Here is a 16,296-nt window from a genome sequence, read left to right as displayed (position 1 = left end):
GTAAGACGGTATAGGTCAGCGTGCCAAAGCGCACAAACCCCGTCGTCATAGGTTTGAACAAGGGTATAGGTTGGCGACGGCACATCTTCCCAAAGGCCTGAATCAGATAGTCTTTTCTGGATGATTGCGCGCGCGAAATGGGTTTTCCCGGCGCCAAGGGTTCCGGTCAAAAGAAGACAGTCACCTGCGCGCAGATGTGGCGCAAGGCGGGCGGCGACGGCGGCTGTGTCGTCTGGGCCGGGAAGCACAATATGGACGGAAGCTGGCGATAGCATAGTTCCACCTTGGCGCTGCGGGCGCGGAGCCGCAAGGCGGATTAGGCAGCTTGACACAACTGTTCGCTAGGACGCGTTTCGGCCCCGCCATTGATTTGGAAGATGATCTACGTGCCGCCGCCGGCAATAGGGAGAAGGCGGCTCTCGATGACCCGCCCGTTGGTCACGATCACAGGGGCGGTCCGTTCGGCGCGCTCGTTTGGTTGAGGGCAAACGAGCGCAAATCCCCCCGGACCGGCGTTGGCAGCGAGCGGTCGCGCCAATCACGACTGGCGTGAAAAATGGAAGTTTCTGCGATAAGCGAGTTGGGATCGACGCGCCAGAGGCGACCGTAGGCGTTTTTGGTTTGGAGAAAGACGCCTGGAAGCGAAACCAAAGCTCGATGGTGTCGAGCAGGGTTTGGCTGAGTGCGATCTCGTGGCGGAACTGCCTGGTGAGCGACATTTCGGCGGATATGTCCTCCACAAGAAAAGCGATGGCGCCGCCAGGGTGCGTGCGTCCCGTGATGCGATAGGCGAGATTTCCGGCAATTGACCAGACTTCGCAGCAGCTCCCGCCTTCGGCAGCGTTTTTTAGAATTTAGGTCGCTTCTATCGCGATATTCTCACCAAGGGCTGGGCGCTCGCTGTCAGATGTCGCCCCGATGCGGTCCAGTGGCCACCGCGCCTGAACGATGGCGCCGGATCGGATTTCGAACTGGGGTGCTGCGCTGCCGGCATCGCCACCGTTGGCGAAACTTAATTCAGCGCCGGAGCGTTCCAGAAGGGTTTTCGCAATAAAAAGCCCGAGGCCCATTCCATCGTAACCCGGCCGCTGGCTTGAGGAGCCCTTGTTGCGCTCGCTCACGAAGGGATCACCGATCCGGCCCATAACTTGCGAAGAGAACCCGGGCCCGTCGTCAGAAATCGTCAGCACAATGGTCTCGTTGTCCCAGCCCACATCGATCCAGACATTTGCAGCGGCAAAATCGACGGCATTTTGCACGAGATTGCGCAGTCCGTGGATGATCTCAGGGTGGCGGTCGATGGTGGGTTGCTTTGGACCGCCAAGGGTCAGCGCGGCAATATCGTAGTGGACGTTCTTGCCGCGATTCTCGTGCGGTTCGGCAGCTTCGCGGACGACCGCGCTTAGCGGTGCGCGGCGCATCAGCAAATCATCTTTGCCGGCATGACCCATGGAGCGTAGGATGTCGCGGCACCGGTCGGCTTGATCCCTGATCAGCATAGCGTCTTCTTTGAGCTGCGGATCATCCAGTTCGTCGATGAGTTCGGCGCTGGCGAGCTTGATCGTGGCCAGAGGTGTGCCAAGCTCGTGGGCCGCAGCCGCAACAACCCCGCCGAGATCGGTCAGCTTTTGCTCGCGCGCGAGCGCCATTTGCGTAGCGGTGAGCGCATCTGACATGGCGTGAACTTCGGCAGTAATTCGGCTTGCAAACAGGCCTAGGAACATGACGCCGATCACAAGAGCGGTCCAAAACCCGATCACGAAGTCCTGCGGCATCTGCATAATAAAGCCGTCCTCAGTGCGAAGCGGCAGATGCCACATGGCGACTATGCTGATAAAGCCGATGGTTGCCGCCCCGAGGAGCGCAGTGGTTCCGGGTTTAAGCGCTGTCGCTGAGATGGTGACAGGGGCCATGATCAGAAGCGCGAATGGGTTGTTCAAACCGCCGGTCAGCGCAAGCAGAAATGCCAGTTGGCCGATGTCAAACAATAGCATCCACGCGACCTCAAATTCGGTCAGCCGCTTGTTTTCCGGGAAAACGAAGACGGCCACCAGATTGGCGACGATCGAAGCGCTGATGGCAAGAAAGCAGAGGCCCAGATTCAGGTCGAGGTCAAAAAGCCGTTGTGCAACGGTGATTGCGGCAAGCTGTCCGCCAATGGCGACCCAGCGCAATACGATAAGTGTTCTGAGGCGAACCCAGTTCGAGCGGTTGATTTTGGAGTTGAAGCCGGGCTGATCGACCATCACTTCCTCGTGTGCGGGGCAAGCTGTCTTCTTGTAGACAGCTTTCGCATGCCGGATCAATGCGATCAAAGGTACCTGAGGAGGGAAGCGGATGAATAGGGTCTATGTTGGGGCGACTTCGGCGGTGCTTGCCGTTGCAATCGGTGGCGCGGCGGTTTGGACGGCGCTTAATCAGGAGAGCTCCTGCGGCGGAAACGCGATTGCTGGCGGGAATGTAGCAATCGGCGGTCCATTTGAGTTGATGAACGGGGACGGCATGCTTGTGACGGATGGCGATGTGATTGATGGGCCGACGCTTGTGTACTTTGGGTACACGTTCTGCCCCGATGTTTGTCCGTTCGATGTGGCGCGCAATGCGATCGCCGTTGATATCCTGGCTGAGCAGGGGCTTGATGTAACGCCGGTGTTTATCTCGATTGACCCGGAGCGCGACACGCCGGAGATTGTCGCTCAATATGCGGCCGACATGCATCCGAAGATGATCGGTTTGACCGGGAGCCCCGAGCAGGTCAAGGCGGCAAGTCAGGCCTATAAGACTTACTATGCGAGGGGCACAGGTGAGGGAGAGTTTTATCTGATGGATCACTCGACATTCACCTATCTGATGCTACCTAAAACTGGTCTTGCTTCGTACTTCGGGCGAGATGTGCAGCCCGAAGAAATGGCAGAGCAGACGGCCTGTCATATCGCAGCTAACTGACTTTGTTTGACGCATGGGGGTCGTCGCCCTAGGGTTCCGGACAATGGGGCAGGAGGAATATATGGCCGACCAACCGCTTAAAGACATTGGGGCCGACAAATCGCTTTTGATCGTTGATGACGACGAGCCATTTCTGCGGCGTCTCGCGAGGGCAATGGAAAAGCGTGGTTTTGAAGTCGAGACGGCCGAAACTGTTGCCGCAGGGACGGCGATTGCGACGGCGCGCCCTCCAGCCTACGCAGTCGTTGACTTGCGGTTGGGTGATGGGAATGGGCTTGACGTAGTCGAGCGTATTCGCGAGCGCCGAGAGGACAGCCGCGTAGTGGTGCTGACCGGATATGGCGCGATTGCTACGGCTGTTGCGGCCGTGAAGATCGGCGCGACGGATTATTTGTCGAAACCTGCTGATGCCAATGACGTGACAGCGGCATTGCTGGCGACTGATGACGAGTTGCCGCCGCCCCCGGAGAACCCAATGAGCGCGGATCGTGTGCGTTGGGAGCATATTCAGCGAGTGTATGAGTTATGTGATCGCAATGTCAGCGAAACCGCGCGTCGCCTGAGCATGCATCGACGCACCCTTCAGCGGATTTTGGCGAAGCGGTCGCCGAGGTAGGTTTAAAGCAGGGCAATGAGCGTGTTGTGACGCGCGACGTAGGCCTCGCGGACCTCAACAGGCGGACGTAGAACAATCTTGAGGCCTTGGGCGACCGCGTCGTCCGGGGCCCCGAAGAATTTGTTTGCCTCGGTGAGCGTGAACCCGGCCACCTGCACTGCTTCGAGCCAAGCAGAAATCTTGTCGGCCTTTTTAATCTTTTTCTTGATGGAAATCGGTAGTGTTGCAGGCAAGCCGAAACGAAGGTGGACGGCGGCTGCCAAACGATCATCCAGCGCTCCGTATCCTGGTCCGACAGAAGCCTTCACCGGCGAAATCATGTCGCCGATGACGTACTCTGGCGCATCGTGAAGAAGCGCCGCAAGGCACCATTTTGCGGGGGCGTCAGGATTGATGCGCGCGAAGATTTCTTCCACAAGCAGCGAGTGTTCTGCAACGGAATAGGCAAAGTCGCCTATGGTCTGACCGTTCCAGCGCGCAACAAAGGCCAAGCCATGCGCAATGTCTTCGATTTCGATGTCGACCGGTGTTGGGTCGAGCAGGTCGAGGCGTCGGCCAGATAGCATTCGCTGCCATGCGCGTGGGGGTTTTTTGAAAGCTCGCATGGTGGGGATGTGGGGCAAAGTGCATCAGGGCGTCAAGGTGCCTCGGCATGGAAATACCCAAATTCAGGCCCAGATTCTGGCACAATTCACCCCTATCGCTAAAACTTGAGAAGTTAAAATGCCCGTTAAAATGGGTAGCTTCAGTCACGATTTGGAAACAATCAACACAGTACCAGTGATCGAAAGACCGGGAGGAGACACAGGCAAAGCGGCCAGACGCCGCAGAAAGGAGACATGATGCGACGCATCCTCACAAGCCTGACCCTTTTGGCAGCTGTTCTGCCAACGACGATCCAAGCCCAGGCAGCCTGCGCAGAGCGGGATATGGTGGTGGAAAAACTGGAGGGCCGCTATGGAGAAGTTTTCGCAGGCGGCGGGCTACAGAGCTCGAGTTCTGTATTCGAGGTCTGGTTTTCGGAAGAAAAAGGCACTTGGACTATCTTGATGACGCGCCCGAATGGGCTGTCGTGTATCATGGCGTCGGGCACAAATTGGCGCGAGGCAGGGCCCAATCTTAGGACGCCGGCAGGTATCAAAAGCTGACGTTGGTTGCCGGGGACTATACCTGGTGCTATCTGACCCGTTGAACTGATTAAGGAGCGGGTCTTATGGCCAACGATTACGTAGTAAAAGACATCTCTCTGGCGGAATTTGGGCGCAAAGAGCTTGATATTGCTGAGACTGAGATGCCGGGCCTGATGGCTTTGCGCGAGGAGTTCGGCGAAAGCAAGCCGCTTAAGGGCGCGCGCATCGTTGGATCGCTTCATATGACTATCCAAACCGCAGTCTTGATTGAGACTTTGGTGGTGCTTGGTGCTGATGTGCGCTGGGCCTCGTGTAATATCTTCTCGACCCAAGACCATGCTGCAGCAGCTATTGCGGCGGGTGGTACGCCAGTCTTTGCCATTAAAGGCCAGAGCCTGGTCGAGCACTGGGATTATCTCGATCGATCCTTCATGTTTGAGGATGGCCCCAACCTTATCCTAGATGATGGCGGCGACGCGACCCTCTATATCCTTCTTGGATCCCGGGTTGAGAATGGCGAAAGCGATCTGATCTTGATCGCCAAGTCAGAAGAAGAAGAAGCGGTTTTTGCTCAGATTAAGAAACGGATGGCTGCAAGCCCCGGCTGGTTCACCAAGATGCGTGATCAGATCAAAGGCGTTTCTGAAGAAACGACGACTGGCGTGCACCGCTTGTATGAGTTGGTGAAGCAGGGCCAACTTCCGTTCCCCGCAATCAACGTCAATGACAGTGTTACAAAGTCAAAGTTCGATAACAAGTACGGTTGTAAGGAATCGCTGGTTGACGGTATTCGCCGCGCGACTGACACGATGATGGCTGGCAAAGTGGCCGTTGTCATGGGGTACGGCGACGTAGGCAAAGGATCGGCGGCGTCGCTTCGCGGTGCGGGCGCGCGGGTAAAAGTAACCGAGGTTGATCCAATTTGTGCACTTCAGGCCGCGATGGACGGCTTTGAGGTGACGCTTCTGGAAGACGAAATCCCTTCGGCGGACATCTTTATCACGACAACTGGCAACAAAGACGTCATCCGCATCGAGCATATGCGAGAGATGAAGGACATGGCCATCGTTGGAAATATCGGCCACTTCGACAACGAAATTCAGGTGGCAAGCCTGAAGAACCACAAATGGACGAACATCAAAGAGCAGGTCGACATGATCGAGATGCCTTCGGGCAACCGGATCATTCTGCTTTCTGAGGGGCGTCTTTTGAACCTTGGCAACGCAACCGGGCATCCTTCGTTCGTTATGTCTGCGAGCTTTTCAAACCAGGTTCTGGCGCAGATCGAGCTTTGGACCAAGGGTGATCACTATGACAACACGGTTCATATTCTGCCCAAGCACCTGGACGAGAAAGTCGCTCGACTGCACCTGGCGCGGGTTGGCGCGAAGCTGACCGTGCTGAAGGCCGATCAGGCAGCCTATATCGGCGTCTCTCCGGAAGGACCGTTCAAGCCTGAACACTATCGCTATTGATTAAACGGGGCGCGGGAAGCTGCGCCCCTTTGCTGCCCTGATGGATATTCGCGTCTTGTCCGGCGTTTTAAGGTGGCGATCGCAACTGTCGTCAGGTTGCGTCCAGACAGACCATTGCCCGCAGAATGGAACCCCACAGTCCCACTTAGTGTGTCGGATCCCTATTTGCCGCCAGCGCGCTGGAAGGCTGGCCTTACACTCCGGATCGTTGCAGGGCTGCATTGCGGCTGTTCACACCTCGGACGTTATGACCCTGTCGCTATTGGGGCTGTGAGTTTGTCGATGGCTACTGTTGAGATGAACTGCTCCATTTCGCTGAGGCTTGCGCTTTGGGAGCGGCACGGTCTTCAAGGCCTGGCTGTTGAAGTCCTAGGGGCAGACGTCACGCGCATCGTTCATCTCTCAAGCTAGGCCTGTCGTCGGATGCCTACGTCTTCCGGAGATGGCGCTAGGCGGTCAACACATGTCGCAGGGAGGGCGACTGATGTGTCTGGGCTTCAATTTCAAGAGTGACGTTCGTTATTGTTGAAGTGTGATTGGAACCGTGCACCAGAAGAACAGGCGTTTTTGCGGGCTGCACTGCGAACTGCACGCCATTGCCTTGGCCCTGATTTTAACGCGCTGCACGCCGACCAACTTCGCACGCAGACGACGATTGGTCGGCGAGAGATCGGCAGTAGTCTGATTTCAGCACCGCCGTGGTCATTCACACCAGAACAAGCACAACCCCCATCAACGCCATTCCGACAGTAGGGTAGACCCCATCCATCCAGATCAACGCACGATCGCGCTGGGCAAACAGCACATTGGTGACACCCCAAGGCGCGGCGATGAAAAGACCAAGGCCGAGCCCTGTCAGCAGACCCTTGCCCACAGTCTCGACGCCTGATGTTACAAGTACATGCCGCATCATACCCGCCACAAGAAGCGCGCACAGGAAGCTGACGATGTAGGGTGCTGGGTTGCTGCGGTTGACGGATTCTTCGGTCAGGCCCGACGCGGCCATCCACTGTTTACCGACAACGCCGTACCAGATCGCTCCGAATATCCACGCGGCCGTTGCGGCCGCTACTACGCTGAGAAATCCCATGTTGTTTGTCCCTCGCTGTTTTTATGGCGCGAGTATCGGACGCCTTTGCGTATCCGCCTAGCTTTGTTTGAAAGCCAGCGTTTCTAAAGCCCGCCAAGATCAGAAATAATGCGCCATTCGTCATCTGTGACGGGCTGCACGGACAGGCGGGAATTTTTTACGAGCACCATATCCGCGAGGCGCTCATCTGCCTTGATGGCATCAAGGTGTACGGGCGTGGAGAGCGCCTTGACGGCCTTGATGTCAACGCATTCCCAACGGTCATCGTCTGTTGTGCTGTCGGGGTGGGCTTTGGCGATCACTTCGATGATGCCGACGATCTCGCGATCTTTTTGCGAATGGTAAAAGAAGCCGCGGTCGCCGACTTCCATTTCGCGCATAAAGTTGCGGGCCTGATAGTTTCTCACGCCATCCCACTCTTCGCCGGCGTCGCCTTTGGCGACCTGTTGGTCCCAGCCCCAGGTCGAGGTTTCAGATTTGAAGAGCCAGTAGCGCATGGGATTACTCCTGTTTGACCGGCCGGGAAAGGAGGGCGCCGACGGCGTCTTCGACGGCCATTTTCCCCGTGGCCACGGCGTGAATTGCAATGGTTAGGGGAAGGTTAAGGTTTTGGGCACTGGCTTCGGTCGCAAGAGCTTCTGCGGTGGCGATGCCCTCGATTGTTGAGGTCATGTCAGGCTGATCGCCGCGCCCAAATGCAACGCCTGCAGAAAAGTTTCGGGATTTGTCTGAGGTGCAGGTTAAGACGAGATCACCAAGACCCGACAGGCCCTGCAGGGTCTCTGGATGTGCGCCCTTCGCCACCGCGTAGCGTGTCATTTCAGCGAAGCCACGCGCGATAACTGCGGCGCGGGCGCTGTCACCGAAGCCTGCGCCGATGGCCATGCCAGCTGCTAGCGCGATCACGTTCTTCAGGGCACCGCCAAGTTCGGCGCCGACGGTGTCTGTGGTGCGATAGAGGCGGAGAGCCGGCCGGGAGAGGGTTGCTTGAAGGCTAAGCGCCCGCGCTTCGGTTTCTGCCGCGAGCGTAAGTGCGGTGGGCAGGCCACGAGCAATGTCGGTGGCGAAGCTTGGGCCGGTTATCAGTGCGGCATTTGAGTTTTCAGCCTTTGCTTTCAAGGTTGCGACCGGGCCAAGGCCTGTCTGGCGGTCGATGCCCTTGCAACACGCAACCAGTGTGCGCCCGGACCAGTCCGGAGCGGCGGCAAGGAAGGTTGCGAGTGATTGCATCGGGACCGCGATCAGGAGGGTGTCGGCCTCGATTTCTGCGAGGTTGCCCGAAATGGCCAGGCTTTTGGGCAAATCATGTCCGGGCAGGCGGCGCGGTGACTTACGTCCCCTGCGCATGGTCTCGGCGGTCTCGTCGTCACGACACCAGAGTGTTACGGGCGCACCATTAAGTGAAAGCGCGATGGCGAGTGATGTGCCAAACGCACCTGCGCCGATAACGGCGGTGTGGCTCATGCCTTTGCCCCTTTCTTACCGGAGCCGAGCATGGCTGGGCTTGTTGCGTCAAGCGGCCATCGCGGGCGGGCAATAAGTGGAATGAGCCCGGGGTGGTTGATAGCGTCAAGTTCGAGGCCTGCCCAGGCGATCATCGCAGCATTGTCGGTGCAAAGCGCGAGCGGCGGGGCGGTAAACGCGACGCGGGCTTGCAGGGAAACCGACTGGAGAGCGTCGCGGATCTGAATATTTGCGGCGACCCCGCCCGCGACGGCGAGCGCCGGGTTCTCGGGGTTCAATTTCAGATATTCGGCAAGAGCACAGCGGGATTTTTGAGCAAGCACGTCTGATACGGCCGTTTGAAACCCCGCGCATAGGTCGGAGCGATTCTGTTGCGTGATGCCACCTTGTGCGTCGACAAGCTTGTCGCGCTCCCGAAGGACAGCGGTTTTGAGGCCTGAGAAGCTCATGTCGCAGCCCGGACGATTCAGCAGCGGGCGCGGCAGAGTAAAGTGTTTCGCGTTGCCTTTGCGCGCCTCTTGTTCGAGGGCCGGGCCGCCAGGTTGCGGCAAGCCAAGGAGGCGGGCAACCTTGTCGAAAGCTTCGCCTGGCGCGTCATCGATGGTGCCGCCCAGCCGGGTGAAGCTATCGGGGCCGTGGACTGTAAGGAATTGGCAGTGGCCACCAGAGACGAGAAGCATCAGGTATGGGAATGTCAGATCGTCGGTCAGGCGGGGTGTAAGGGCGTGACCCGCGAGGTGGTTTACACCAATCAGTGGCTTGCCGGATCCGGCAGCTAGGCCTCGGGCCATCATGACGCCAGAAATAACGCCACCAATGAGGCCAGGGCCTGCGGTCACAGCGATGGCGTCCATATCGGCTAAAGATTTGCCGGCGTCTGCGAGCGCCTTTTCGACGGCAATGTCCAGCTTTTCGGCGTGGGCGCGGGCGGCTATTTCCGGAACGACACCTCCAAACGCGGCGTGGAGATCAGCTTGGCCTGCGACAACGGATGACAGAATGGTCCTATCGTTCTGCACGACGGCTGCTGCTGTGTCGTCGCAGCTGGATTCTATTCCAAGGATGGTCCGAATGGCTGTCATGTGCGCTGTCTTGCGTGAGCAATGATTGGCAGGTAACACCGAGAGGCCTATCGCACAAGCAACGGTCCCTGAATGGACGACGCTTCGCCGACCCTTCTATTGACCCGCCCCGACGCGCAATCGCGCGCCTTTCTTGCTGAGTGCGAGGGAGTTTTGGAGCGGCGAGTGCCTGCCGTTGTGGCTCCGGTTATACGGATCGTTGAAGTCGGGAATATTCCGGATCTAGACCAGTTTGCGACAATTGCCGTGACATCTTCCCACGCGGTGCGCCGACTTGCAGACGAGGGCGCGTTGCGGGGGCGCCGCGTGGCTTGCGTTGGCGAAATGACGGCGCGTCTGGCGCGTGAGTTCGGTGCTGAAGCGGTGTCTCTGGGGGCCGACGTTTCGAGTTTTTTGGAGAGGAGCGAGGCCATTATCGGGCCGTGTCTGTATGTCAGAGGTCGGCATGTCCGCTTGGATTTGGTTGCGGCTTTAGAGGAACGGGGGGTCATGTCGGAGGATGTGATTGTCTATGATCAGATTGCGCAGCCCTTGAGTCGGGCGGGCGAGGCGTTGCTTTTCGGCGCCTCGCCCGTTGTTGCGCCGCTTTTTTCTGCGCGAACCGCCGAATTATTAGGCAAAACGCTGGGCATACGGGCGCCTTTGACTGTGATTGCGATCAGCGAGACTGTTGCGTCGGCCTGGATCGGTGGTGGAGACGTGAGGATTGTGACAGAGCCATCCTCGGCGGCGATGTGCGCGGCAGTTGTGCGGTGCTTTTAGCGTCGTTTACTTGTTGTCACCGCTGTGGCGCAATACAGTTACTGGTGTAGTTTCGGTGGGCCCACTGGGGCGCGCGACTGATGGGAGTTATTGACTTTGGTTAGCGGCAAAAATTCGTCCAAGGTGTCGAAAGACAGCACAAATTCTCCGAAAGACGGCGAAGCTTTGGAATCTGACGGCGTGGATTCAGCGAAAGTCGATGATGCCGAATCCTCTGAAACAAAAGATTCTGAGAACCCTGAGTCGGATGACGCGGAAGCGTCAGAGGGGGAGGGTCTGATCGAGGGCGCAGAGGTTATTGCTGAAGACGGCGATGCTTCAGACACTTTGAGCGATGAAACCGCTGTCGATGAAACTGCGCCAGAAGTTTTAGAAGTCGCGGAAGCTATCTCGTCGCCCGCGCCGCCGCCGGAACCGTCCGGGCCTTCGACGGTTGGTCTTATTTTTGGCGGACTAATAGCAGGCGCTATCGGATTTCTGGTTGCAACCTTCGCGGTGCCTGAAGGGTGGCCAAATCCTCCCGCGGGTCCGAACGAGGCGATGCAGGCGGAGCTTGATAGTCAGGCTGGGCAAATCGCAGCCTTAGAATCGCAGATTGCCGATATTGGCGCTGTGCCAATTTCCGTTGAGGCGGATTTGACGCCAGTGCAGGATGAGATTGCAGGCCTGTCGGAGCGGATTGATGCGCTGTCCGGGGATTTGGCTGCTGCTTCTGCTCGGATCGAGGTTTTGGAGAATTCGCCGGCCGCAGTGATTGAGGCCGCGCCTTCCGTAGACTTCGGGGCTGAGATGGAAACTTTCCGGGCAGAACTTGAGGCTGCGGCGGCGGCGGCGAGGGCCGAGGTCGAGGCGGCGCAGGCGCGCGCCGAGCAGATTGAAGCGGACGCCGCGGCCGCTGCTGAAATGGCCATGCAGCGTGCGGCGCTTGCGCAGGTTTCGGCGGCTCTGGAAAGTGGCGCGCCGTTTGCAGATGCGTTGGTCGACGTTCCGAATGTGCCCGAAGCATTGGCCGCTGTTGCGGAGCAAGGCGTTCCGACATTGGCCGGATTGCGGGCTGAGTTTCCGGATGCGGCTCGCGATGCGCTTCGGAATGCCCAAAGCATTCCAGCTGATGCAAGCGCGATCGAGCGGATAGCTGCGTTTTTGCGACAGCAGACGAACGCGCGATCCTTGTCGGCACGCGAAGGCGATGATCCTGATGCTGTTTTGTCGAGGGCCGAGGCCACTTTGAACGATGGAGATCTTGCGTCAACGTTGGAGGAGCTGTCCGTATTGCCGGAAGGCGCGATTGGCTCACTTGGCGGTTGGATAGCGCAAGCTGAAACACGTGTGGCCGCGACGACAGCGGTGCAGTCGCTTACTGATGAAATGAACTGAGGAAGGCGTTTTTAGATGATCTGGTCTTTACTGAGAATCTTCCTCTTTGTTGCGCTTGTGGGCGCGGCGGCCTGGGGCGTGGGAATGCTTCTGGAAGCCGAAGGCGGCGTCCGGGTGTCCGTGGCGGATACCGAGTTTACCTTGGGAGCGCTCGAATCCGTGATCGCGCTTGTGGGGCTCGTCATCGTTACCTGGCTGGCCTTCAAGGTCGTTGGTCTGATCGTTGCGTTTTTGCGGTTTCTTAACGGCGACGAGACCGCAATCACGCGGTATTTTGCCCGCGGCCGAGAACGCAAAGGTTACGATGCTTTGGCCGAAGGGATGATGGCGGTGGCATCCGGCGATGGGCGTTTGGCGCTGACCAAAGCATCAAAGGCTGAGCGGTATCTTAAGCGACCTGACCTGACTACGCTTCTGACGGCGCAGGCGGCCGAGATGGCCGGCGACAAGCTGAAGGCCGAGGTTGCTTATAAGAAACTTTTGCAAGACGACCGAACACGGTTTGTTGGTGTGCGCGGGATTATGCGGCAGAAACTGCTGGATGGCGACACGGACATGGCACTGAAGCTTGCTGAGCGCGCGTTTGCTTTGAAGCCAAAGCACGAGGAAACTCAAGACGTTCTTTTGAGTTTGCAGGCCGGTCAACACGATTGGTCCGGGGCGCGCAAAACGTTGAGTGCGAAGCTGAAGTACGGGTCATTACCGCGCGACGTGCATCGCCGCCGTGATGCGGTTTTGGCCTTGGGCGAAGCGCGCGATATTGTCGATGAAAGTGCTTCGATCGAGGCGCGTGAGAAGGCGATTGCGGCCAATAAGATGTCGCCGGATCTGGTCCCGGCAGCGGTTATGGCGTCAGACAGTTATGTTGCTGAAGGTAAGCCAAAGTATGCGACCCGAGTTATTCGCAAGGCTTGGGACGTTGCGCCGCATCCCGATCTTGCGGCTGCTTTTGCGCGGATTGTACCAGACGAGAGTCCGGGCAAACGCATCTTGCGCTTTGGTGTTTTGACAAACCAACACAGGGATCACGCAGAGACGCGACTTTTGCAGGCAGAGCTTCAGATCGCTGCGGAAGATTTTCCGGCGGCGCGCAAGGCGCTTGGAGATCTGGCAGAAACCGATCCGACAGGGCGGACGTTGACGATTATGGCAGCGGTCGAGCGCGGCTCGGGGGCAGATGATGCGCTTGTGCGCGGGTGGCTTGCGCGCGCACTGGCAGCGCCACGTGATCCGCAATGGGTCTGCAACAAGTGCCAGACGGTGCATGGTGTTTGGTCTCCGATTTGCGACAATTGCGATGGATTTGATACGATGGCCTGGACGCGTCCGCCGGAGGGGTCGTCTTCAATGCTGACCGGGGCCGAGATGTTGCCGTTGATCGTTGGACAGATAGAGCCGCCGGTGTCAGTCGATGATGTTGAAGACGCTGAAACGATCGATGCTGTGGCTGAGGTTGCCGAGTCCGAGCTAGCAGATGCAACGGGGGAAAAACAGACCGCGAATGCGGATGGTCCTCCTGCGGATTTTGCGTCGGAAAATGGCGAGGCAGAGCAGAAGAAAGACGCGACTTAGATCTATCCTTTGGATCGAAATCTTGCTAGGAGGCGCAGCGATACGCCGCTGTAGCTCATCAGGTAGAGCACATCATTCGTAATGATGGGGTAGTAGGTTCGAGTCCTATCAGCGGCACCACTCCTCCAATATTTATCTAGGCAAACGCGTCTATAAGGAAGGCATGTGTCCTTTGCTTTTGATCTTCTGCTTCAAGACCCTGCAACAGCACAGACGCCACCCCCTCCTTCAACAGAGCAACGCTAGGTAGAGATTCTAAACTGCAGGCGTCCTTGTATCGCGACTGTCCGGCTTTGACCTCTTCGATGATCCCCAGATTGCAAGCTAAACCGCGAAGAAATCCGCCGATCTTCACCAACCAGCCCCTGAACTCTGCCTTCAAGCTCTCTTCCAAACGTAGCTTTAACCGAAATACCCGACCCCAGTTGGCTGTCTCTGGTGTCTCAGGGGTGAGACACAATTCCCAAACCGGACCCCCTCCATGGCCGCCGAAGAGCTCACTGCCTTCGAGAGAAAAGCTGGCAGTAACATCCCCATACGGATCGTAACATGGAAGCCGATTTCCATTTGGATCGTAAAGAATATCCAAAGCAAGCTTATAAGATGAGTTACATCGATCCCCCATCGCGGTCAGGTTCTTGAGATTAGTGCCTGAGAATGGGTACCTAGAGATTGCCAAATAGTGGTCCAAGTCGTGTCGCGGAACATCTGGATGGTATGGTTCTAATCGCTCCATTCCACAGAACGGACAGCACTTCTTCTGCAGGTGACCATAGGCAATCTCATAGTGTCTATCCCGGATAGGAACATCGGAATTGGGGGACTTGATCCTCGAGAGCGCACCGAAACTAAACTCGAAAAGTTCCTTCGCCAATTTTTGGATGTCAGGCAATTCCTCGCCGCAGTCTGTGCAAGGAAACGCGGTGTCGAACACTTCCGGAATCTGGTTCTGCGATTCAATAGCGTTTCGAACTATCACTCGCTGTTCCGGGGTCAGCCCAGCAAATGCGTCCGAGAGACTTTTGAACCGCTTGGTTACACGGGGGTAGCTTTCGATTACTTCGCGAAGTTCCTCGTCAAAATCAGAGGGAAACTCTACGATCTCTCCACCAGCTTCCAACTGCTCCAAACGCGACAAAAGTCGTGATGCTAGACAGTCGCTGAGCCAGTTCTCTGCAGTTGATTCAACAGGATACGTTGCCAACATTTTGATTATTTGGCGCTCTTGGCGTTATGGCACTATCGCGAAGACGCCGCCCTCAGAGAGATTGGTCACATGAGTGACGCGATAGCCGTCCCAATGATAGCGGTAGTGACTCGCTTGCGAAGGAATGCGCGGTACGTTGGGATAGAACAGTGCCACGCATAGCCCGCCTGGGTAGCGAACGCTGGGGTAAAGGACCCCGCTCGATTCTTGTACGCGCAGCTCAGTCGCGAGGCGTTGGCTGGTTGCGTATGAGTCGGGATCTAAACAGTCAACAAAACCTGAACCTCTTAGGTCATGCAAATCAGCATCGATTTGGCCAACAAGTTCGTGGAAGGTTGCAGAGCAAGGTTGCTCGTTTGTAGCTCTGAGAAAGTTCTCGAAATGGTAGATTGTTTCGAACAGTGCTACTTCAGAACTGTCGCCTGCGTAGTACGCGCCGTCTTCGCCACTGTGAAATCTACCCGGGCGATCTGGGCTTGCGTGTACGAACGGGGCCATAACCCAACTTGCGCCTGGGCCAGCCACACGCCGCTCATTCGGCACAAGTGCCAGCTTTCCGATACCTTCGAATAACCTTGGGTTTGTTTTGCTTTCGGCCGAAGCCAGAAGTTCCCAATCAGCTGGATCGGCAATGTCCTCAAATAGGGATACTGGCGGATACTTACTGTTGATAATGCGATGCGCGTTTGGCCAGACAGTATGCACCGTCGGGGGTAATGGTTCTGTCACCATACCCCCCTTTGCGCATCAAGATATCGCCTCACCCGCATCAGGTCTGTCAGCTGTCCACCGAGCATAACTTGAAGTGCGCTTAGATCTCCAAAAGCAGTGTTTGGTCGTTTGATCCACCCATAAGCCCGTGCTGGCTCGTCGAATAGCAATCGCAGCGCCTTATGAATGCCAAGCAGGTTAGACATCCGCGCCTGAAGGTCGGTACTTGTTCTGCCGAGGTCTCCGGACTTCCATCGCGAAAAAGTTCTTAAGCCGATGCCTCCCAATAGAGTGCATGCCTCATCATCGGTCAGCCCCCACCTGGCGAAGAGATTGACGATCGCACGTTGCATAGCCTGTGCCTCTTCAAGAGAGATATCAGGTGCTTGAGGGGTTGGTGGTTGAGTAACAAGTTCCAGATGTGGCATTTTATGCTCCTGTCATTTGGCGCATTTAGAGCGTATATCACGCCAAATGGCAAGATGCACAATCAAGTGGCATGACGCGTCTATCGCTAAGGGACGGCGCGCCGCCATCCCCACCGCCGCACTCGATCCGCCCCATTGTACGGCGTCTCCTCTGGCCCCCGCGCTTCTTTGGCTCTTGGCCCCCTGTCGCGATTCGGGCGAAATCGACCGCGCCGAGGTGTCACGAGGCCAAGGCCTCCCTCTCCGCTATCTGCAAAAACTCAGGTCGTAACTTGGTATAATACAATTCGAGATACCGCGTGATGCATCTGTAGATTGATAAGATTCCAGACAACTATCCAAGCGCCAAAGCGTGATCGAGATGATCGGCCCCGCGTCATGCGGGTACGCCCAAGACATGATAGGCCTGCTTAAGTCAGTCCGCTCCGCGCATTAT

The 16,296-nt window shown here is 57.2% G+C and carries 17 protein-coding genes and 1 tRNA gene; 8 read left to right on the top strand and 10 right to left on the bottom strand.

All coding sequences use genetic code 11. The features are described 5' to 3' along the window. Nucleotides 1–275, bottom strand: a 275-nt coding sequence (tsaE, locus tag AC221Y_RS09560; protein ID WP_486707231.1) for a tRNA (adenosine(37)-N6)-threonylcarbamoyltransferase complex ATPase subunit type 1 TsaE, incomplete at its 3' end; no start/stop codon positions are given. A 579-nt stretch (nucleotides 276–854) separates the two neighbouring features. After that, a complete protein-coding gene (regB, locus tag AC221Y_RS09555) occupies nucleotides 855–2,249 on the bottom strand; it encodes a sensor histidine kinase RegB (protein ID WP_486707232.1) in 1,395 nt (464 codons plus the stop codon). A gap of 88 nt (nucleotides 2,250–2,337) precedes the next feature. Between regB and AC221Y_RS09550 the strand changes: the two genes are divergently transcribed. Next, entirely contained in the window at nucleotides 2,338–2,946 is a 609-nt protein-coding gene (locus tag AC221Y_RS09550) for an SCO family protein (protein ID WP_486707230.1), read from the top strand. 61 nt (nucleotides 2,947–3,007) lie between these two features. Then, a complete protein-coding gene (locus AC221Y_RS09545; RefSeq protein WP_299753801.1) occupies nucleotides 3,008–3,562 on the top strand; it encodes an ActR/PrrA/RegA family redox response regulator transcription factor in 555 nt (184 codons plus the stop codon). Between the two features lie 2 nt (nucleotides 3,563–3,564). Here AC221Y_RS09545 and AC221Y_RS09540 read toward each other — a convergent pair whose 3' ends face one another. After that, entirely contained in the window at nucleotides 3,565–4,128 is a 564-nt protein-coding gene (locus AC221Y_RS09540; protein WP_299753800.1) for an HD domain-containing protein, read from the bottom strand. Between the two features lie 276 nt (nucleotides 4,129–4,404). Here AC221Y_RS09540 and AC221Y_RS09535 point away from each other — a divergent pair, with 276 nt between their 5' ends. Further along, complete coding sequence (locus tag AC221Y_RS09535) at nucleotides 4,405–4,710, top strand: hypothetical protein (RefSeq protein ID WP_299753799.1); 306 nt, start codon at nucleotides 4,405–4,407, stop codon at nucleotides 4,708–4,710. Nucleotides 4,711–4,775: 65 nt separating this feature from the next. Next, entirely contained in the window at nucleotides 4,776–6,167 is a 1,392-nt protein-coding gene (ahcY, locus tag AC221Y_RS09530) for an adenosylhomocysteinase (protein WP_486707229.1), read from the top strand. A 706-nt stretch (nucleotides 6,168–6,873) separates the two neighbouring features. Here the strand turns inward: ahcY and AC221Y_RS09525 are convergent. The 4 genes from AC221Y_RS09525 to tsaD form a co-directional block, all read right to left on the bottom strand. Beyond that, nucleotides 6,874–7,257, bottom strand: a complete 384-nt coding sequence (locus AC221Y_RS09525; RefSeq protein ID WP_299753797.1) for a DUF1761 domain-containing protein — start codon at nucleotides 7,255–7,257, stop codon at nucleotides 6,874–6,876. Nucleotides 7,258–7,340: 83 nt separating this feature from the next. Next, on the bottom strand, nucleotides 7,341–7,754 hold the full coding sequence (locus tag AC221Y_RS09520) for an EVE domain-containing protein (RefSeq protein WP_299753796.1): 414 nt from the start codon (nucleotides 7,752–7,754) through the stop codon (nucleotides 7,341–7,343). A 4-nt stretch (nucleotides 7,755–7,758) separates the two neighbouring features. Continuing rightward, nucleotides 7,759–8,721, bottom strand: a complete 963-nt coding sequence (locus tag AC221Y_RS09515) for an NAD(P)H-dependent glycerol-3-phosphate dehydrogenase (protein ID WP_299753795.1) — start codon at nucleotides 8,719–8,721, stop codon at nucleotides 7,759–7,761. Further along, nucleotides 8,718–9,803, bottom strand: a complete 1,086-nt coding sequence (gene tsaD / locus AC221Y_RS09510; protein ID WP_299753794.1) for a tRNA (adenosine(37)-N6)-threonylcarbamoyltransferase complex transferase subunit TsaD — start codon at nucleotides 9,801–9,803, stop codon at nucleotides 8,718–8,720. Before tsaD ends, AC221Y_RS09515 begins: the two co-directional genes overlap by 4 nt. A gap of 72 nt (nucleotides 9,804–9,875) precedes the next feature. On the opposite strand from tsaD, the gene AC221Y_RS09505 reads away from it, so the two are divergent. The 4 genes from AC221Y_RS09505 to AC221Y_RS09490 all read left to right on the top strand — a co-directional run bounded on the left by AC221Y_RS09505 (nucleotide 9,876) and on the right by AC221Y_RS09490 (nucleotide 13,634). Next, the gene (locus AC221Y_RS09505) at nucleotides 9,876–10,565 is read left to right on the top strand and encodes a uroporphyrinogen-III synthase (protein WP_299753793.1); all 690 of its coding nucleotides are present in this window, start codon (nucleotides 9,876–9,878) and stop codon (nucleotides 10,563–10,565) included. A gap of 96 nt (nucleotides 10,566–10,661) precedes the next feature. Further along, complete coding sequence (locus AC221Y_RS09500) at nucleotides 10,662–11,942, top strand: COG4223 family protein (RefSeq protein WP_486707228.1); 1,281 nt, start codon at nucleotides 10,662–10,664, stop codon at nucleotides 11,940–11,942. Nucleotides 11,943–11,957: 15 nt separating this feature from the next. Then, entirely contained in the window at nucleotides 11,958–13,514 is a 1,557-nt protein-coding gene (locus AC221Y_RS09495) for a heme biosynthesis HemY N-terminal domain-containing protein (protein ID WP_486707227.1), read from the top strand. A gap of 44 nt (nucleotides 13,515–13,558) precedes the next feature. Next, nucleotides 13,559–13,634: transfer RNA gene (locus AC221Y_RS09490), tRNA-Thr, on the top strand. A gap of 16 nt (nucleotides 13,635–13,650) precedes the next feature. Here the strand turns inward: AC221Y_RS09490 and AC221Y_RS09485 are convergent. The 3 genes from AC221Y_RS09485 to AC221Y_RS09475 are packed head-to-tail and all read right to left on the bottom strand — an operon-like array spanning nucleotide 13,651 to nucleotide 15,860. Continuing rightward, complete coding sequence (locus AC221Y_RS09485) at nucleotides 13,651–14,721, bottom strand: hypothetical protein (protein WP_486707226.1); 1,071 nt, start codon at nucleotides 14,719–14,721, stop codon at nucleotides 13,651–13,653. Nucleotides 14,722–14,745: 24 nt separating this feature from the next. Continuing rightward, on the bottom strand, nucleotides 14,746–15,450 hold the full coding sequence (locus tag AC221Y_RS09480) for an RES family NAD+ phosphorylase (protein ID WP_486707225.1): 705 nt from the start codon (nucleotides 15,448–15,450) through the stop codon (nucleotides 14,746–14,748). Next, a complete protein-coding gene (locus AC221Y_RS09475) occupies nucleotides 15,447–15,860 on the bottom strand; it encodes an antitoxin Xre/MbcA/ParS toxin-binding domain-containing protein (protein WP_486707224.1) in 414 nt (137 codons plus the stop codon). Before AC221Y_RS09475 ends, AC221Y_RS09480 begins: the two co-directional genes overlap by 4 nt. Nucleotides 15,861–16,296 lie beyond the last annotated feature (436 nt).

The sequence above is a fragment of the Boseongicola sp. genome, assembly GCF_057460485.1.
Note: the sequence above shows the minus strand (reverse complement) of the source record. Positions and strands in the feature narration are given on the sequence as shown.